Genomic DNA, 16,669 nt, shown 5'->3' with positions numbered 1-16,669 from the left:
CAGGGATCGCACGGCATTCATGGCCTGTGCTGTCCATGTGGGAGCGGGCAAGCCCGCGAAAAAGCCGGTGCAGGCTTCAAAAAAAAGCCCGCTCACGCGGGCCGCAGGGCCCACGGGAGCGGGCGCGTCCCGCAATGTTTCAGGCAATGGGAAATCAGGCGAACGCCGGCACCACTTCCTTGATGAACAGCTCCAGCGATTTCTTCTTCTCGGCGTGGGGCAGGCTGTTGTCGCACCAGAAGCTGAACTCGTCGACGCCGAGTTCCTGGTAGTACTTGATACGCGCGATGATCTCTTCCGGCGTGCCGATCATGGTGTTCTTGCGGATGTTCTCCAGCTCGAACGCCGGCACTTCGGCGAACTTCGATTCCGGGCTCGGCTCGAGGAAGCCGTTGACCGGGGTGGTCTTGTTGCCGAACCAGGCATCGAAGGTGCGGTAGAAGCGCGAGATGGCCTGGGCGCCAACTTTCCAGCCTTCCGGCTCGGCCGGGCTGTGCACGTGGGTGTGGCGCAGCACCATCAGTTGCGGGCGTGGCACGCCCGGGTTGTTGTCCAGGGCGGCCTGGAACTTGTTCTTCAGGTCCAGCACTTCCTCGTCACCCTTCATCAGTGGGGTGACCATGACGTTGCAACCATTGGCCACGGCGAAGTTGTGCGAGTCCGGGTCGCGGGCGGCGATCCACATCGGCGGTACGGCGTTGTAGGGCTTCGGCACGCTGGTGGACGTGGGGAACTTGTACACTTCGCCGTCATGGGCGTAGTCGCCTTCCCACAGCTTGCGCACCACCGGCACCATTTCACGCAGAGCCTTGCCGCCGTCGGTGGCCGGCATGCCACCTGCCATGCGGTCGAATTCGAACTGGTAGGCGCCACGGGCCAGGCCCACCTCCATGCGGCCCTTGCTGATCACGTCGAGCAGGGCGCATTCGCCCGCCACGCGGATCGGGTTCCAGAACGGCGCGATGATGGTGCCGGCGCCCAGGCGGATCTTGTCGGTGCGCGCAGCCAGGTAGGCCAGCAGCGGCATCGGGCTTGGCGAAATGGTGTATTCCATGGCGTGGTGTTCGCCGATCCACACGGTGCTGAAACCGCCGTGCTCGGCCATCAGGGTCAGTTCGGTCAGGTCTTCGAACAGCTGGCGGTGGCTGACCTGTTCATCCCAACGTTCCATGTGCACGAACAACGAAAATTTCATGGGGCTTTCCTCAACGCTTGAAAGGGGCTGGCGCCTGGCAGGGTTGGCACCAGCGGTCTCGATTCAGAATAGGCTTCAGGCAAAGGCCGGCAGGCTGGCCATCTTGCCGCGGCAGTACACCATCGGCCGTGGCGCCTCTTCAGGGACGATCAGGTTGTGTACCTTGCCGACCATGATGGCGTGGTCGCCACCTTCGTATTCGCGCCACAGTTCGCATTCGATGACTGCGGTGGCACCGGCCAGGATCGGGTTGCCCAGTTCGCTCAGGGACCACTCGATACCGCTGGCCTTGTCCTTGCCCTTCTTGGCGAACGCATAGGCTTCGGCCTGCTGTTCACCGGACAACAGATGAATGGCGAAGCGCTTCTGCCTGATCAGCACGGGGTAGGAGTCGGAGGTGTAGTTGGGGCAGAACAGCACCAGCGGCGGGTCCATCGACAGGGAGGAAAAGGCGCTGGCGGTCAGACCGACGACCGAGCCATCGTCGTCCAGGGTGGTGATGACGGTAACGCCGGACGGGAAGGAGCCCAGGACATGCTTGTAGACGGTTGCGTCGATCATCTGGTGTACCTCTATAGGGCTGCGGTGGTCCGCGGTTTTTATCGTTGATGTGTCTGATGGTATACCGTAATACCTATTTTGCAAGCGGAATTTTCAAGCGGGGGTGTTGCGCGATGAACGGCTCAAGCCCCCGTATACCTTGGGCTTGAGCGGTGAGGCGGTTTGCCGCAGGGGTTGCGCGAGCGGATCAGTGGGCGTTTTTTCCTACGGATCAGTGTTGTCAAAAGTTTGGAATACCATAATATGGTCCGCAGCTGAGAGGCCGCCTAGATGCGGTTTCCTTACAAAGATAAAAACGACCTTTCGAGCTGAATCCTATGTCCCAACCGTCGTCGCAACACCAGTTTGTCGAGAATCACACGGTCGATTACGTTCCACCTGCCGAGCGCCACGGGAAGGCGCGCGACCTGTTCACCCTCTGGTTCAGTACCAACATCGCGCCACTGCCCATCGTCACCGGCGCCATGGTGGTCCAGGTGTTCCACCTGAACCTGTTATGGGGGCTGGTCGCCATCGTGCTGGGCCATCTGGTCGGGGGCGTGGTCATTGCCCTTGCCTCTGCGCAGGGACCGCAGCTGGGCATTCCGCAGATGGTGCAGAGCCGTGGCCAGTTCGGCCGCTACGGCGCCTTGCTGATCGTGTTCTTCACCGCGCTGATCTATGTCGGCTTCTTCATTTCCAACATCGTCCTGGCGGGCAAGACCATCCACGGCATCACTCCGAGCGTGCCGATGCCCGGCGCGATCGTGATCGGTGCGCTGAGTGCCACCGCCATTGGTGTGATCGGCTACCGTTTCATTCACATCCTCAACCGCATCGGTACCTGGGTGATGGGTTCGGCGCTGCTGGCCGGCTTCATCATGATGTTCGCCCAGGAACTGCCGGCCGACTTCTTCAGCCGCGGCGGGTTCAACCTGTCGGGCTTCATCGCCACCGTGTCGCTGGGCACCATCTGGCAGATCAGCTTCTCGCCGTATACCTCCGACTATTCGCGCTACCTGCCGCGTGAAGTGGGCATTGCAAAGCCGTTCTGGGCCACCTACTTCGGCGCTACCCTGGGCACGATCCTGTGCTTCAGCTTTGGTGCGGTGGCGGTGCTTTGCGTGCCGGAAGGCACCGATGCAATGGATGCGGTCAAGCAGGCCACCGGCTGGCTGGGCCCGATCCTGATGGTGCTGTTCCTGCTCAACATCATCAGCCACAACGCCCTCAACCTGTATGGCGCGGTGCTGTCGATCGTCACCGCGATCCAGACCTTCGTCGCCGAGTGGACGCCGAGCATCAAGGTGCGGGTGGTGCTGGCTTCGGTGATTCTGGTGGGCTGCGGCCTGGTAGCGCTGAATGCCTCGGCGGACTTCATCGGCCAGTTCATCGGCCTGATCCTGGCACTGCTGCTGGTGCTGGTGCCATGGGCGTCGATCAACCTGATCGACTTCTACCTGATCAAGAAGGGCCAGTACGACATCGCCTCGATCTTCAGTGCTGACGGCGGCATCTATGGCCGCTTCAACCACCACGCGATCATTGCCTATGCCTGCGGCATCCTGGTGCAGTTGCCGTTTGCCAACACGTCGCTGTATGTGGGGCCGTATTCCAATATCGTCGAAGGGGCTGATCTGTCGTGGCTGTTCGGCTTGCTGGTGACGGTGCCGCTGTATTACTGCCTGGCGACCCGGGGCAAGGCTGCCGAGAAGGCGGGGCGGGTTGTGAGTGTCAATGACTGACAGATTGGCGTTGCTGTAACAGGGGCTGCTTTGCAGCCCATCGCCGGCAAGCCAGCTCCCACAGGTTTCATGTTGCCCTTGCAGGCTGCACTATCCCTGTGGGAGCGGGCATGCCCGCGAAGGGCCACAATGTGGCCCCGGTTGTTTCAGCTTGCACCTCGCTGCGATCAGACGATCGCGATCAGCGGGTCGGCAGCGGCCAGTGCCAGGGCGCGATCAGCCGCTGGCGGGTAGATCCACACCGAGTTGATCTGGCGCTTGAGGTCTTTGCCTTCCTGGCCGTGCAGCTTCAGTTCGCGGTCCCAACCCTCGCTGAACGTCGCGCCCCATTCGCCCAGGTCCAGGCAGGTGACGTACTTGGGCTGGCGGTACACCACCGGCTGCAGGCCGAGCAGGTCGGCCGCGGCGTTGTTGCCGGAGTGGCGGCCCATGGGGATGGCGTGCTGGCAGGTCATCAGGGCGTGGTTGCCCAGTTCGTCCACAGCGGCCCAGGCGGTGTCGCCCGTCGCGTACACATGGTCCTGGCCGAGCACCTTCAGGTGGCCGTCCACTTTCAGCCGGCCGAAGTTGTCACGCTCGCCGGCAACCTGTGCGGTCAACGGGCTGGCCTTCACGCCAACGGTCCAGATCACGGTGTTGCTGGCGATATGGTCGCCGTTGTCCAGGGTAACGCCACCGGCATCGACAGCCACCACCGAGGCTCCGGCCTTCCACTCGACCCCGGCCTGTTCGCAGGCGGCGATGATCGACGGCGTGATACCGGCGCCCAGCGCCGCACCAACTTGCGCACCGCGGTCGACCACCACCACCCGCACCGCTGCACTGGCACCGAGGATGGCACGCAGGCGGGCAGGCATTTCCGTGGCGGTTTCAATACCTGTGAAGCCACCGCCACAGACCACCACAGTGTTGCGTGCAGGCGAAGCGGGCTGGGCGGCAAGACCGACCAGGTGCTGTTCCAGGCGCATGGCCGATTCCATCTGGTCGACATCGAACGCATGTTCGGCCAGGCCAGGCACTGCCGGGCGTGCGACCTGGCTGCCTGCGGCGAGGATCAGGCGGTCGTAGGCGATCTGTTGCCGGTGCCCCTGGGCGTTGGTGTAGCTGACGCTGCGCCCTTCGGTATCGATGCTGTCGGCATTGCCCGGGATGAAGTGAATGCCCACTGCTTGGAACAGCTCGCCCAGCGGGGCCTTCATGCCGTGCACGTCGGCCTCGTAAAAGCGCGGGCGGATGCGCAGTTCAGGCTGTGGAGCGAGGACGCTGACGTTGATGTCGGCGCGCTGGGCCTGATCGAGCAGGCGCGCAGCGCTCAGGGCGCTCCATACACCGGCAAAGCCGGCACCGATGATGAGGATGTTCGATTTCATGAAGGTGCTCCGCAAGGTTCGAAAGGGGCTTCGAGGGCGGGTTGTGTGCCTCTCGAATAACTACGACTGTATTGATCGTAGTTTGTGTGTGCAAGTCTTTTTTCCCACATGCCGACACTCCGCATGACCATTTCACGGCTCTAATAGCTGTATTTACTGGGCTTAAGGGATAAACAAGGCCGACAGACGGCAGCTTTGCGCTTTGCGGTGCGGATACTATCGGCGTATCATTTGCGACAAGATTGGTCGGAGATAGATATGTCGCTCTACAGTGCTGGCGTCGAATACGGTATCCATTGCCTGCTGTTCCTGGTGGACGAGCGGGGCGACTCGCGCGAGTCCAGCGTGCGCGACCTGGCGGAGTTGCAGGGTGTACCCCAGGAGTACCTGGCCAAGGTATTCACCAAGCTGGCCCGTGCCGGTCTGGTGGCCGCCACCGAGGGCGTGCGTGGCGGCTTCCGGCTGGCGCGGCCGTCGGATGAAATCACCGTGCTGGATATCGTCAATGCCATCGACGGGCCGAAGAAGATCTTCGACTGCCGCGAAGTTCGCGAGCGTTGCAGCCTGTTCGAGGGTTCGCCGCCGGGTTGGGCGACCGAGGGCACCTGCGCGATCCACGCGGTGATGCTGGGTGCGCAGAAGCGCATGGAAGAGGCCCTGGCGCAGCAGACCATCCTAGATCTGGCGCGGCGGTTCGGGCGCAAGGCGCCGGCCGAGTTCGGGCAGAAGGTCAATGCCTGGATGGGTGAGCGGCGGGAGGGCAAAGGGGCAGGGGATATTCCGGTCAGTCAGGTCTGAATCTGCTGCCTGCACCGGCCTCTTCGCGGGCTTGCCCGCTCCCACAGGAATCGCACAATTGCTGAAATCTGTGGGGTAACTGTGGGAGCGGGCGAGCCCGCGAAGAGGCCGGTACAGGAATAACGCGTTCAGCGCCCCTCATGCTGCCGCCGATACGCCCCCGGCTGCAGCCCCACCGCCTTGGCAAACGCCCGGGTAAACGCCGCCACTGACTGATACCCCACCTGTGCCCCCACCTGCTCCACGGTATGCCCCGTGCGCAGCAACTGACTGGCAAGGCGCATCCGCAGCGCCAGCAGTACTTGCCCCGGCGACTGTCCGGCCAGTTCATTGAAACGCTTGAAAAACGCCGACCGCGACAACCCGGTACAGGCGGCCATGCTTTCCAGCGTCCACGCTTGCCCCGGTTGCTCGATCAACTGCTCCAGCAAACCGGCAAACGCCGGTTGCCGGGCGAGGGCGACCAGCCCGCCCAGCGATTGCCCGGCATGCACCTGCTGGCGTAGCACATACAGGAACAGCAAGTGCGTCAGCCGCTCCAGCAACGCCTGGGAAGGCCCGGCGGCGCGCCGGCACTCCTCCAGGATCAGCTCGAACAACGCCCGCGCCGCATGCCCGGCCGGTTCATCGGCGCGCAGCAATATCCAGTCGGCCAGGCCGTCGACGATCAGCGCCGACAACCCCGGCCTGAAGTGGAAGAAACCACATACCAGGCCCACGCCATCGACCGCATCAACGTCCATGGCCTGCATCTGCTGGCGTGGCTGGGCGCAGGCACTGGCAGGGTCCTGGTCGCTGGCCAGGCGATAGCCGAGGTCGCGCAGCAGGAACACCGCATCGCCGGCCTCCAGGCGCAGTGCCTCGGGCTGGCCATCGATGTGCAGCCAGCAATGCCCTTGCACCACCAGGTGGAAGCTGGCCCGGCCCATGCCTTCGGTGCTGGCGTGCCAGCCGCCGCAGTAGCGGCCCACATGAAACAGGCTGGCATCGAGCTCCAGGCCCTCTAATAACCAATCGACAAGGTGGCTGGACGAAATCATCTAATGCAAAGACTCAAGAGCAAGGAAAGGCGACTGATGAATATGGAGGGTAGTTCTTATAACCAACAGACTGTAGTGACACCCATCAAAGGAGACCACTCCATGTCCTCGCGCATTACTTTACACACGCTGCAGAGCGCCCCGGAAGCGGCCCGTCCGTTCCTCGAGAACGCCCAGAAGAATTCCGGCTTCATCCCCAACCTGCTGGGCGTGCTGGCCAATGCCCCGGCGGCGCTGGAAACCTACGTGACCGTTTCGGCACTCAACGGCAAAGCCGAACTGAGCCTGGCCGAGCGTGAAGTGGTGCAACTGATTGCCGCCACCCAGCATGGCTGCGACTTCTGCGTGGCCGGCCACACGGCCGTGGCCCTGAACAAGGCCAAGCTGCCGCAGGAGGTGGTCGATGCCCTGCGTGCCCGTGGCGAGCTGCCCGATGCCCGGTATGAAACCCTGGCCGCGTTCGCCCGCGAAGTCATCGCCACCCGTGGCAATGTCAGCGAGGCCACTTACCAGGCCTTCCGCGCAGCCGGTTTCAGCGAAGGCAACGCCCTGGAGGTGATTCTGGGCGTGAGCCTCGCAACCCTGTGCAACTTTGCTAATGTGTTCGCCCAGACGCCGCTCAATGACGAGCTCGGCAAGTACCGCTGGCAACCTTCTGCATGATCTGCGTGTGACACCGGTCGTACCGCGATCGGTGTAGGAGCGGCCTTGTGCCGCGAATGGGCCGCCAGGCGGCCCCGGCGTTTTCAAAGGAGCAAGACCATGCAAGATTGTGCATTTCGACAATGGCTGGATGCCAATGCCGAGGCCATTGACCGGGGCCAATGCGAGCCGCAGCTGGTGCTGGCGCAAATCGCCGAATCGCAGCTGCTGCGCGTCGGTGTCGACCCGGCCCTGGGCGGCACGGGCGGGCAGGTGAGCGACGCGGTCGAGGCCATCGCCGCGATCGCCAGCCGCTCGCTGGCAGCGGCGTTCGTTTGCTGGGGCCAGCGCGCCTTCATCGAATACCTGTTGCACAGCCCCAACCAGCCCCTGCGCGAGCGCCTGCTGCCGCGCCTGCTGACTGGCGAACTGGCCGGCGCCACCGGGCTGTCCAACGCCATGAAGTTCTTGTCCGGCATTGAAGCGCTGCAGGTGCGTGGCCGCCCGCAAACCGATGGTTGGCAGCTGGAAGGGCGCCTGCACTGGGTGACCAACTTGCGCAAAAGCGGCTTCGTGGTGGCTGCGGCTATCGAAGATGAAGCCGGTGGTGCACCGTTCGTGCTGGCCATCCCGTCCGACGCACAGGGCCTGGAGCGTTCCGACGACCTGCAGCTGATGGGCCTGCAGTCGAGCAACACCGCAGCACTGGCCTTCCACCAGGTGCAATTGCAGCGTGGCTGGTTGCTGCACGAAAATGCCCGCGAGTTCCTGCCCCGGGTACGCCCGGCGTTCCTGGCGCTGCAGTGCGGCATGGCCATTGGCCTGGCGCGGCGGGCGCTGGCGGAAGTGCAGGCACACCTGCATGGCCGTGCCTCATTCCTCGACGAAGCACGTCAGGTGCTCAGCGAACGCTTGGAAAACACCGTGAACGAGCTCAAGCAGGGCCTGCTCGATGGCCGCTTCCAGCAGCAGCCGGCAGCCTTGTTCAAGCTGCGCATCACCCTGGCCGAAAGCGCTGCCGACGCCGTACAGCTGGAGTTGCAGGCCAGTGGTGGCAAGGCCTACCTAAGCGAGTACGGTGAAGGCTTTGCCCGCCGCTGGCGCGAGTCGGCCTTCGTGCCGATCGTCACGCCCAGCCTGGTGCAGCTGCGCGCCGAACTGCAACGCCAGGCGGGCGCGGCATGAGCCCAGTGTTGCTCGAAGCCCGCGACATCAGCCTGGGCTACCCGCGCGAGGGTGGCTGGCAGGCGGTGCTGGCACAGTTCGACCTGCAGCTGGCACCCGGCGAAGTGGTGTCCATCCTCGGCCCCAGCGGGGTCGGCAAGTCCAGCCTGCTGCGGGTGCTGGCCGGCCTGCAGCAGCCCCGCGGTGGCAGCGTGACCCTGCACGGCCAGCCGCTGCAGGGCCCGCACCCACGCCTGGCGGTGGCCTTCCAGGACCCGAGCCTGTTGCCCTGGTTGAGCCTTGAGAAAAACGTTGCCTTCGGCCTGGACTTCGCCCGCCAGCCAAAACTTGCCGCCGCCGAACGGCGCGCACGCATCGACCATGCAATTGCCGCCGTGGGCCTGGCCCATGCCCGTGGCCAGTACCCGGCGCAGTTGTCCGGCGGCATGGCCCAGCGCACCGCGCTGGCCCGCTGCCTGGCCCGCCAGCCCGAAGTGCTGTTGCTCGACGAGCCGTTCGGCGCGCTGGATGAAGTGACCCGGGCCGACATGCAGCAACTGCTGCTGCAACTGATCGCCACCCACAACACGGCAGCGGTGCTGATCACCCACGATATCGACGAAGCCCTGCTGCTGTCCGACCGGGTCCTGCTACTGGGCAACCACCCAGCGCACACCCTCGGCCAGTGGCACATCGACCTGCCGCAACCACGGACGCAGCGGGTCGAGGAACTGGGCGCCTTGCGCATCGAAATCCTCAAAACCCTTCGGCGGGCAAGCCGCACAGTCGAACCTACCCCAACCCCGTTGCCCTCGGAGGCTGTCCATGTGCATGGATGACTGCTGTTCCTCTTCTTCGCGTCGCGATTTCCTCAAGCTAGGTGCCATGCTCACGGCCGCCGGAGCACTGCCGTTGCTGTCGAGCCTGCAGGCCCGGGCCGCCGCCGAGCCGGACGCGCCGGTGCGTATTGGCTACCTGCCGATCACCGACGCCACGCCACTGCTGGTGGCGCACAACAACGGCCTGTTCGAGGCCGAAGGCATCAAGGCCGAGCGCCCGGTGCTGCTGCGCAGCTGGGCGCAGGTGATCGAAGCGTTCATCTCCGGCCAGGTCAACGTCATCCACCTGCTGTCGCCGATGACCGTGTGGGCCCGCTACGCCAGCAAGGTGCCGGCCAAGGTGGTGGCCTGGAACCACGTGGGCGGTTCGGGCCTGACCGTGGCCCCGGACATCAGCGACATGAAACAGCTGGGCGGCAAGACCGTGGCTATCCCGTTCTGGTACTCGATCCACAACGTCGTGCTGCAACAGATGCTCAACGACAACGGCCTGACCCCGGTGTCGAAGCCGGCCAATGCGCCACTGGCCGGCAACGAAGTCAACCTGCTGGTGCTGCCGCCGTCCGACATGCCGCCTGCACTGGCCAGCAAGCGCATCGCTGGCTATATCGTCGCCGAGCCCTTCAACGCTCTGGCCGAGAACCTCAAGGTTGGCCGCGTGCAGCGCTTTACCGGCGATGTGTGGCGCAACCACGCCTGCTGCGTGGTGTTCATGCACGAGCACGACCTGAACAACCGCCCGGAGTGGTCGCAGAAGGTGGTCAACGCCATCGTCAAGGCCCAGCACTGGACCCGTGACCACCGCGCCGAGGCCGCCGCATTGTTGTCCAAGGCCGGCCCCAACAAGTACACCCCGCATGAACCAGCGGTGCTCGGCAAAGTGCTGGCCCCGGCCGCCGAGGACCGGGCCGGTTATATTGCCAGTGGCGCCATTCGCCACCAGCAGTGGGACGAAAAGCGCATCGATTTCCAGCCTTACCCGTTCCCCAGCTACACCGAAGAACTGGTCAAGCGCCTGAAAACCACCCTGATCGAGGGCGACAGCGCGTTCCTGGCCGGCCTGGACCCGGCACAGACCGCCCGCGACCTGGTCGACGACCGCTTCGTGCGCAACGCCATTGCTACCGTTGGCGGGCCGTCGGTGTTCGGCATCGCCGATAACTTCGAGCGTAGCGAGGAGTTCGCGGTCTGATGCGCACGCATGTCGTTCATGCCGGCCTGGGGCTGGCCGGGTTGCTGGGTCTGTTGCTGTTGTGGTGGGCCGGTGTCGCGCTGTTCGGCCAGGCCGATGGCCTGTCGGCGCGCTTTTCGCCGGCAGCGACCCTGGCCAGCCTGGTCGAGTTGCTGGGGCAGGGCGAGGTGTACGGGCATATCTGGGTCAGCCTCAAACGTATCCTGGTCGGGCTGCTGCTGGCGCTGCTGATCGGCGTGCCGCTGGGCTTGCTGGTGGGCAGCTACCGGCACCTGGAGGCGGCGACCACGCCGGCGTTCCAGTTCCTGCGCATGATCTCGCCGCTGTCGTGGATGCCGGTGGTGGTGATGCTGATGGGCGTGGGGGACCAGCCTATCTACTTCCTGCTGGCGTTTGCCGCATTGTGGCCGATCTTGTTGAACACGGCGGCCGGGGTAAGGCAGCTGGACCCACGCTGGTTGCAGTTGAGCCGCAGTTTGAGTGCCACGCGCCGGGAGACCTTGTGCAAGGTGATCGTGCCCGGGGTGATCGGCCATGTGCTGACCGGCGTGCGCCTGGCCATCGGCATCCTGTGGATCGTGCTGGTGCCGTGCGAAATGCTCGGGGTGAGTGCGGGGCTGGGGTACTTCATTCTCGATACCCGCGACCGGCTGGCGTATTCCGAGCTGATGGCGATGGTGCTGCTGATCGGGGTACTGGGGTTTGTGCTGGATGCCCTGGCGCGTGGGCTGCATCGGCGTTGGGTGCATGGTTGAGGGGCCAGTGGGGCTTCTTCGCGGGCTTGCCCGCTCCCACAGTTTGGCCTTGTGACATCCCTGTGGGAGCGGGCGAGCCCGCGAACAGGCCCTTGGATCAATGCACGGTCTTGCGCTGCCGTACACACTCCTGGGCCTGAGCGGTCAGCTCGTCCAGCCGCTCATCCCGCATCTGTTCCGCTTCGATCATCGCATCCTCACCCTGCTGGTTGAGCAGGTAGGTATGGATCTGCATCACTTCCGCCGTCTGGTAGATCGGCGCAATATCCAGTCGCCCGATCAGCGCGCCGCTAGCCCGCCCGGTACTACTCATCAGTACCTGCGGCCCATTGGCGGCCACCACCTGCATGCCCATCGCCTCGAACCACGGTACCTGGCTGGCAAAGGCATTCAGCTCGACGCAGGCATGGCGTGCCTGCAGGTCGCCCAGCAGGGCGCGGGCGATGCCTTGGCGTCGATGGCTGGCGCGTACGGCAAGGAACGCCAGGGCGCACGCCTGTTCATCGTCCTCGGCCGGCAGCGACAGGGCAAACCCCAGCAATTGGTCTGGCTCTTCGGCATCCAGCGCCAGGGTCAGCGTCACGGCCAGGCCGCGGGTGCCGTCCAGTGCTTGCAGGTACTGGTGCACCTCCATGCCAACGCCGTACTGGTACAGCGGGTACAGCGGGTTGTCGGCGCTGATGGCGACACTGCTCAGTTCGCCGACGTGGTGGATCACCAGTTCGCGGATCTGGTTCTGGAAGGATTCAGGCGGCACGCTGTCGAGGCGGCTCAGGATGAACATCGGGGGGCGGGCTCCGGCGGGTAGATGGACGGCCCGCGCCATGCGGGCGCGGGCTGTACAGTCTAACCGTTTTTGCCGATCAGCCTTGTACCTGCAATGCACCGAGCATCAGGTCGAGGTTTTGCACCGCCGCACCGGAGGCGCCTTTGCCGAGGTTGTCGAACACTGCGGTCAGCAGCACCTGGCCATGCTCAGGGTTGGCGTAAAGCGCCAGGCGCAGGTCGTTGCTGTCGTTCAACGCCTCGGGGTCGAGGTTCGGCGCCGCGCCGTGCTGGTGCAGGGGCATCAGCTGGACGTGGCGGGCACCCTGGTAGTGCTGTTGCAGGCAGGCCTGCAGCTGTTCGGCACTGACCTGGCCGGGTAGCAGGCGCAACTGCAGCGGGATGCTCAGCACGATGCCCTGGCGGTAGGCACCGTAACCGGGCATGAACATCGGCCGCGCCGACAGCCCGGCGTGCTGCTGGATTTCCGGCACATGCTTGTGCGCCAGTTCCAGGCCGTACAGTTGCAGGGCCGGGGTTTTGCCGGCGGCGGGCTGTTCATGCCGTTCGACTGCGGCGCGGCCACCACCGGAATAGCCGGAGATGGCGTGGATGTTCAGCGGGTAGTCCGCTGGCAGCAGGCCGGCCTTGACCAGTGGGCGCAACAGGGCGATGGCGCCGGTGGGGTAGCAGCCGGGATTGCTGACGCGCTTGCTCTGCGCGATGCGCTCGGCTTGCTGCTCGTCGAGCTCCGGCAGGCCATAGACCCAGCCTGGGCTGGTGCGGTGCGCGGAGCTTGCGTCGATCACCCGCACTTGCGGGTTGTGGATCGCCGCCACGGCCTCGCGGGCGGCATCGTCGGGCAGGCACAGCAGGGCGATGTCGGCGCTGTTGATTGCCTCGCGGCGGCGTTGCGGGTCTTTGCGTTCGGCTTCGGGCAGGGTCAGCAGGCGCAGATCGCTGCGGCCTTGCAGCCGGGCATGGATCTGCAGGCCGGTGGTGCCTTGGTCACCGTCGATGAAGACAACAGGTGTGTGCATGGTCAAAGTCCGGTCGGGTAGGGATGGCCTATGCTCGCTTGTGGCTCTGGTAAAGAAAATTTGAATATGATGATCGATATATTCATCTTTTCTGAACGAGATTGGCCCATGCGCGAAATCAGCCTCGATCGCCTCCGCACCTTGGTGGTCATCTCCGACCTGGGCTCGTTTGCCGAAGCCGCCCGCCAGCTCAACCTGGCACCGCCCACCATCAGCCTGCACGTGGCCGAGCTGGAAGCGCGCATTGGCGCACCGTTGCTCACCCGCACCCGCGGCCAGGTGCGGCCCACGGTCATCGGCGAAACCCTGCTGGCCCGTGCCCGACGCCTGCTGGCCGACGCCGACCTGGCGCTGGATGAAGTGCGCCGGCAGGTCGAGGGCCTGACCGGCCGGGTGCGCCTGGGCGCCTCCACCGGTGCCATCGCCCACTTGCTGCCGCAGGCGCTGGAGCACCTGCGTACGGTGCACCCAGGGATCGATGTGCAGGTCCAGGTGCTGACCTCCCAGGCCTCGCTGGCGCGCTTGCGCGAGGGCACGCTGGATATCGGCCTGGTGGCCTTGCCACAGGTGGCCAGTAAAGGGCTTGCGGTTACGCCCTGGCGGCGCGACCCGATCCTGGCCTACGTGCCGGCCGACTGGCAGCCACCGGCCAAGGTTACGCCGGCCTGGCTGGCGCAGCGGGCGTTGATCCTCAACGACAGCAGCACCCAGCTTTCGCGGGTGACCGGCGAGTGGTTCGCGGCAGCGGGGTTGTACCCTGAGCCGCGAATCGAGCTGAACTACAACGATGCGATCAAGAGCCTGGTCGGGGCCGGGTATGGAGCGACATTGCTGCCGCAGGAGGGGGAGTCGGCCGAGCTGGACCGGCGCATTGCCCGCCGGCCGCTGCGGCCGGGGTTGTGGCGGCAACTGGGCATTGCCTGCCGGGAAGGGCAGGTGGAGCGGGCCACGGGGTATGTGTTGCAGGCGTTGGAGCGGTTGCGCCAGTAGGGGCTGCTGTGCAGCCCAATCGCCGGCAAGCCAGCTCCCACAAGGCCGGTGGTGATCCTGTGGAAGCAACTGTCTTGTGTTGCCTGTTTTGGCCTCATCGCCGGCAAGGCGGCCCCTGGGGTCACCCTCGCTCTCGGGCCCGCACCGCCGTCACTGTCTCGCCGCCAACCCCCCAGTTATCGGTTGGCACCTCCTCGATCACCACAAAGGTACTGGCCGGCGGCTTGCCCAGCACCTGCTCCAGCATGCGGGTCGTCTGTTCGATCAGTTGGCGCTTGTGCTCAGCACTGACGCCTTCATCGGTCACGCGAATATGGACATAAGGCATGGTTGCTCGCTCCTCTGTTAATGCCAGGTGCCAGCGGTGCTACCGCCATCCACCGGCAGGATCACGCCGCTGACGAAGCGTGAGTCGGCCAGGTACAACACTGCATCCACGACATCCTGTGGCGAGCCGGTGCGGCCGCTGGGTGACAGCGCGCCCATGCCTTGCGTATTGCCGCCATGCAGCGGTGTATCGATGATCCCCGGCGCCACCGCATTCACCTGCACGCCGCTGGCTGCCAGTTCCAGTGCCAGGCCTTTCACCGCCTGGTTCAGGCCACCCTTGACCAGTACCGGCAGCAGGGCCGGCACGCGGGTGTCCGGTTGCAAGGCAATGGAGGCGGTGATGGCGATGATCTGCCCATGCCCTTGCCTGGTCATGATCCGCGCGGCTTCCTGGGCCGGGTAGAAGAAGCCCTTGAGGTTGGTGCCGACCAGGGCGTCGACATCCGCTTCGCTGTACTCGGCAAACGGCTTGGCAATGAAGATGCCGGCGTTGTTGATCAGCAGGTCGACCCCGCCAAAGGCTTGCTCGGCGCTGGCGAACAGGCGCTGGGCCGTGCCCTGCTCGGCGATGTCGCCAGCCACGCCGATGAAGCGCGATGGGTTGCCGAGGCGGGCGGCGGCTTGCTCAAGGCGGGCCTGGCTGCGGGCGTTGCCGACCACGTTGTCGCCGCGTTCGAGGAAGGCCTCGGCCAGGGCGAAACCCAGGCCGCTCGAGGCCCCGGTAATGATGACGGTGCGTGGCGTGTTCATGTGCATGATCTCCAGTGAAGTGAGCCATGGGCTCGGTGTGAAGCCACTGTAGGTTGCAAACAGCACTTGAAAAATGAGGCGCTGGGCATTTCAATCAATACATCATGTAATCAATCGAGCCGACATGACCCGCCATTTCGATGACCTGCAACTGGGCAGCCTGGAACTGTTCTGCCTGGCCGCCGACAGCGGCAGCTTCACCGCTGCGGCCACGGAAGCCGGCGTTACCCCGGCGGCGGTCAGCCGCAGCGTGGCGCGCCTGGAAGAGCGCCTGGGTGTGCGCCTGTTTGTCCGCACCACCCGGCAGATGCGCCTGTCCGCAGCCGGCCAGGCCTACTATCAGCAATGCCGGCAGGCACTGGGGCAGTTGGTGGAGGCCGAGCGCCAGGTCACGGGCGGGCAGGTCGAGCCGAGCGGTCGGCTGCGTATCAGTGCACCCACGCCCTATGCTCATCACCGGCTGTTGCCGCTGCTGCCGCGGTTTCGCCAGCGCTACCCCAAGGTGCAGGTGGATGTGCATGTCAGCAACCGCAACGTCGACTTTGCAGAGGAGCCGTTCGACCTGGCCATTCGTGGCCGCGAGCCGGCCGATTCGCGGCTGGTGGCGCGTCGCCTGGAAGATGCCGAACTGGTGGTGGTGGCCACGCCGGGCTACCTGGCCCGTGCCGGCACGCCACGAACACCGCACGACTTGCTGCAGCATGAGTGCATCCAGTTCGAACTGCCCAGCAGTGGCCGCCGCCCGCCGTGGAGCTTCCTTCAGGATGGCCAGCAGGTGGAGATCGAAACCCAGGGCGGGTTCACCTGCCTGGGCGACTTCCTCGCCACCGCCACGCTGGTGCGCCACGGCGGCGGGCTGATGCAGGCTTACCGCTTTACCGTGCAGGACGCACTGGCCAGTGGCGAACTGGTGGAAGTGCTCGCCGAGTTTGGCGGCACCTCGCGGCCGTTCATGCTGATCTACCCCCAGGCCCGGCACATGCCGTTGCGGGTGCGGGTGTTCATCGATTTCCTGTTTGCCGAGGGGGCATAGCCCCCGGGCTGAGCCGAGGCGCCGGGGCGTATGGCCGACTATGCTGTTTGCTGCGTCGAGCCAGTGTCATCTCGACGACCCCTCAGGTTTTCCAGGAGAACGCTCCATGAAATCCACTAAATGCATACCTTTGCTGGTGATTGCCTCGGTCCTCAGTTTTGCCGCACACGCAGACCCGGCGAGCAACTGTGCGGCCAAGATCAAGGAGCTTGAGGATTTCGAAAAGGCCAGTGGCCAGGCAATGCATGGCGGCATGGCCCATGACTTCAAAGTCCACCTGCAAAATGCCAAGGATGCTCAGAGCAAGGGCGATATGACTCAGTGTCAGGCCTCGGCGGACCAAGCCAAGACTATCTACAACAAGGCACGTAGCAAGTAAGCCCTTGCTGGCCTCTTCGCGGGTAAACCCGCTCCTACAGTATCTCCAACAGGCTCAAAAGCAGCGTGGGTGCTGCGGGGGGGGGGTTCTCCACGCAAGGGG

The 16,669-nt window shown here is 64.8% G+C and carries 18 protein-coding genes; 10 read left to right on the top strand and 8 right to left on the bottom strand.

Annotated features, from left to right (window positions below; translation table 11 throughout):
• Positions 1–154: 154 nt before the first annotated feature.
• Entirely contained in the window at positions 155–1,195 is a 1,041-nt protein-coding gene (locus tag ACLCGK_RS31970) for an LLM class flavin-dependent oxidoreductase (RefSeq protein WP_054572566.1), read from the bottom strand.
• Between the two features lie 75 nt (positions 1,196–1,270).
• Positions 1,271–1,756, bottom strand: a complete 486-nt coding sequence (locus ACLCGK_RS31965; RefSeq protein WP_003259250.1) for a flavin reductase family protein — start codon at positions 1,754–1,756, stop codon at positions 1,271–1,273.
• A gap of 317 nt (positions 1,757–2,073) precedes the next feature.
• On the opposite strand from ACLCGK_RS31965, the gene ACLCGK_RS31960 reads away from it, so the two are divergent.
• Complete coding sequence (locus ACLCGK_RS31960) at positions 2,074–3,480, top strand: purine-cytosine permease family protein (protein WP_410953633.1); 1,407 nt, start codon at positions 2,074–2,076, stop codon at positions 3,478–3,480.
• A 167-nt stretch (positions 3,481–3,647) separates the two neighbouring features.
• On the opposite strand, the gene ACLCGK_RS31955 is transcribed toward ACLCGK_RS31960, so the two are convergent.
• Positions 3,648–4,850, bottom strand: coding sequence for an NAD(P)/FAD-dependent oxidoreductase (locus ACLCGK_RS31955; RefSeq protein WP_410953632.1), 1,203 nt, complete (start codon positions 4,848–4,850; stop codon positions 3,648–3,650).
• Between the two features lie 258 nt (positions 4,851–5,108).
• On the opposite strand from ACLCGK_RS31955, the gene ACLCGK_RS31950 reads away from it, so the two are divergent.
• Positions 5,109–5,648, top strand: coding sequence for an RrF2 family transcriptional regulator (locus tag ACLCGK_RS31950; protein WP_003259245.1), 540 nt, complete (start codon positions 5,109–5,111; stop codon positions 5,646–5,648).
• Between the two features lie 128 nt (positions 5,649–5,776).
• Here ACLCGK_RS31950 and ACLCGK_RS31945 read toward each other — a convergent pair whose 3' ends face one another.
• Positions 5,777–6,688, bottom strand: coding sequence for an AraC family transcriptional regulator (locus tag ACLCGK_RS31945; protein ID WP_410953631.1), 912 nt, complete (start codon positions 6,686–6,688; stop codon positions 5,777–5,779).
• Positions 6,689–6,790: 102 nt separating this feature from the next.
• On the opposite strand from ACLCGK_RS31945, the gene ACLCGK_RS31940 reads away from it, so the two are divergent.
• From ACLCGK_RS31940 to ACLCGK_RS31920, 5 genes are all read left to right on the top strand, one after another.
• Entirely contained in the window at positions 6,791–7,351 is a 561-nt protein-coding gene (locus ACLCGK_RS31940; RefSeq protein ID WP_003259243.1) for a carboxymuconolactone decarboxylase family protein, read from the top strand.
• A gap of 99 nt (positions 7,352–7,450) precedes the next feature.
• A complete protein-coding gene (locus ACLCGK_RS31935; protein ID WP_054572568.1) occupies positions 7,451–8,515 on the top strand; it encodes an acyl-CoA dehydrogenase family protein in 1,065 nt (354 codons plus the stop codon).
• On the top strand, positions 8,512–9,333 hold the full coding sequence (locus ACLCGK_RS31930) for an ABC transporter ATP-binding protein (protein WP_410953630.1): 822 nt from the start codon (positions 8,512–8,514) through the stop codon (positions 9,331–9,333). Before ACLCGK_RS31935 ends, ACLCGK_RS31930 begins: the two co-directional genes overlap by 4 nt.
• Positions 9,320–10,525: an ABC transporter substrate-binding protein gene (locus tag ACLCGK_RS31925; protein ID WP_309668691.1), complete on the top strand. Its 1,206-nt coding sequence runs from the start codon at positions 9,320–9,322 to the stop codon at positions 10,523–10,525. Before ACLCGK_RS31930 ends, ACLCGK_RS31925 begins: the two co-directional genes overlap by 14 nt.
• Positions 10,525–11,280, top strand: a complete 756-nt coding sequence (locus ACLCGK_RS31920; protein ID WP_015270722.1) for an ABC transporter permease — start codon at positions 10,525–10,527, stop codon at positions 11,278–11,280. Before ACLCGK_RS31925 ends, ACLCGK_RS31920 begins: the two co-directional genes overlap by 1 nt.
• Positions 11,281–11,377: 97 nt before the next feature.
• Here the strand turns inward: ACLCGK_RS31920 and ACLCGK_RS31915 are convergent, their stop codons facing one another.
• Both ACLCGK_RS31915 and argC read right to left on the bottom strand, forming a co-directional pair.
• Positions 11,378–12,064: a GNAT family N-acetyltransferase gene (locus tag ACLCGK_RS31915; RefSeq protein WP_024087300.1), complete on the bottom strand. Its 687-nt coding sequence runs from the start codon at positions 12,062–12,064 to the stop codon at positions 11,378–11,380.
• 79 nt (positions 12,065–12,143) lie between these two features.
• The gene (gene argC / locus ACLCGK_RS31910) at positions 12,144–13,085 is read right to left on the bottom strand and encodes an N-acetyl-gamma-glutamyl-phosphate reductase (protein ID WP_410953629.1); all 942 of its coding nucleotides are present in this window, start codon (positions 13,083–13,085) and stop codon (positions 12,144–12,146) included.
• Between the two features lie 108 nt (positions 13,086–13,193).
• On the opposite strand from argC, the gene ACLCGK_RS31905 reads away from it, so the two are divergent.
• Positions 13,194–14,075, top strand: a complete 882-nt coding sequence (locus ACLCGK_RS31905; protein WP_410953628.1) for a LysR family transcriptional regulator — start codon at positions 13,194–13,196, stop codon at positions 14,073–14,075.
• A 121-nt stretch (positions 14,076–14,196) separates the two neighbouring features.
• On the opposite strand, the gene ACLCGK_RS31900 is transcribed toward ACLCGK_RS31905, so the two are convergent.
• Together ACLCGK_RS31900 and ACLCGK_RS31895 are read right to left on the bottom strand one after the other, a co-directional pair.
• Entirely contained in the window at positions 14,197–14,403 is a 207-nt protein-coding gene (locus tag ACLCGK_RS31900; protein WP_039615259.1) for a tautomerase family protein, read from the bottom strand.
• A 17-nt stretch (positions 14,404–14,420) separates the two neighbouring features.
• Positions 14,421–15,155, bottom strand: coding sequence for an SDR family NAD(P)-dependent oxidoreductase (locus ACLCGK_RS31895; protein WP_054572571.1), 735 nt, complete (start codon positions 15,153–15,155; stop codon positions 14,421–14,423).
• A 124-nt stretch (positions 15,156–15,279) separates the two neighbouring features.
• Here ACLCGK_RS31895 and ACLCGK_RS31890 point away from each other — a divergent pair, with 124 nt between their 5' ends.
• A complete protein-coding gene (locus ACLCGK_RS31890; RefSeq protein WP_003259239.1) occupies positions 15,280–16,188 on the top strand; it encodes a LysR family transcriptional regulator in 909 nt (302 codons plus the stop codon).
• Between the two features lie 106 nt (positions 16,189–16,294).
• On the top strand, positions 16,295–16,567 hold the full coding sequence (locus tag ACLCGK_RS31885; protein ID WP_013973013.1) for a hypothetical protein: 273 nt from the start codon (positions 16,295–16,297) through the stop codon (positions 16,565–16,567).
• Positions 16,568–16,669 lie beyond the last annotated feature (102 nt).

This window comes from Pseudomonas sp. S1(2024) (genome assembly GCF_046557535.1).
Note: the sequence above shows the minus strand (reverse complement) of the source record. Positions and strands in the feature narration are given on the sequence as shown.

What these genes read in the sequence shown, in the direction of transcription:
- ACLCGK_RS31940 (WP_003259243.1), top strand. Translation starts at nt 6,791, where the DNA reads ATGTCCTCGCGCATTACTTTACACACGCTGCAGAGCGCCCCGGAAGCG.
- ACLCGK_RS31930 (WP_410953630.1), top strand. Translation starts at nt 8,512, where the DNA reads ATGAGCCCAGTGTTGCTCGAAGCCCGCGACATCAGCCTGGGCTACCCG.
- ACLCGK_RS31945 (WP_410953631.1), bottom strand. Translation starts at nt 6,688, where the DNA reads ATGATTTCGTCCAGCCACCTTGTCGATTGGTTATTAGAGGGCCTGGAG.
- ACLCGK_RS31965 (WP_003259250.1), bottom strand. Translation starts at nt 1,756, where the DNA reads ATGATCGACGCAACCGTCTACAAGCATGTCCTGGGCTCCTTCCCGTCC.
- argC (WP_410953629.1), bottom strand. Translation starts at nt 13,085, where the DNA reads ATGCACACACCTGTTGTCTTCATCGACGGTGACCAAGGCACCACCGGC.
- ACLCGK_RS31905 (WP_410953628.1), top strand. Translation starts at nt 13,194, where the DNA reads ATGCGCGAAATCAGCCTCGATCGCCTCCGCACCTTGGTGGTCATCTCC.
- ACLCGK_RS31935 (WP_054572568.1), top strand. Translation starts at nt 7,451, where the DNA reads ATGCAAGATTGTGCATTTCGACAATGGCTGGATGCCAATGCCGAGGCC.
- ACLCGK_RS31970 (WP_054572566.1), bottom strand. Translation starts at nt 1,195, where the DNA reads ATGAAATTTTCGTTGTTCGTGCACATGGAACGTTGGGATGAACAGGTC.
- ACLCGK_RS31955 (WP_410953632.1), bottom strand. Translation starts at nt 4,850, where the DNA reads ATGAAATCGAACATCCTCATCATCGGTGCCGGCTTTGCCGGTGTATGG.
- ACLCGK_RS31920 (WP_015270722.1), top strand. Translation starts at nt 10,525, where the DNA reads ATGCGCACGCATGTCGTTCATGCCGGCCTGGGGCTGGCCGGGTTGCTG.
- ACLCGK_RS31925 (WP_309668691.1), top strand. Translation starts at nt 9,320, where the DNA reads ATGTGCATGGATGACTGCTGTTCCTCTTCTTCGCGTCGCGATTTCCTC.
- ACLCGK_RS31950 (WP_003259245.1), top strand. Translation starts at nt 5,109, where the DNA reads ATGTCGCTCTACAGTGCTGGCGTCGAATACGGTATCCATTGCCTGCTG.
- ACLCGK_RS31890 (WP_003259239.1), top strand. Translation starts at nt 15,280, where the DNA reads ATGACCCGCCATTTCGATGACCTGCAACTGGGCAGCCTGGAACTGTTC.
- ACLCGK_RS31960 (WP_410953633.1), top strand. Translation starts at nt 2,074, where the DNA reads ATGTCCCAACCGTCGTCGCAACACCAGTTTGTCGAGAATCACACGGTC.
- ACLCGK_RS31900 (WP_039615259.1), bottom strand. Translation starts at nt 14,403, where the DNA reads ATGCCTTATGTCCATATTCGCGTGACCGATGAAGGCGTCAGTGCTGAG.
- ACLCGK_RS31895 (WP_054572571.1), bottom strand. Translation starts at nt 15,155, where the DNA reads ATGAACACGCCACGCACCGTCATCATTACCGGGGCCTCGAGCGGCCTG.
- ACLCGK_RS31915 (WP_024087300.1), bottom strand. Translation starts at nt 12,064, where the DNA reads ATGTTCATCCTGAGCCGCCTCGACAGCGTGCCGCCTGAATCCTTCCAG.
- ACLCGK_RS31885 (WP_013973013.1), top strand. Translation starts at nt 16,295, where the DNA reads ATGAAATCCACTAAATGCATACCTTTGCTGGTGATTGCCTCGGTCCTC.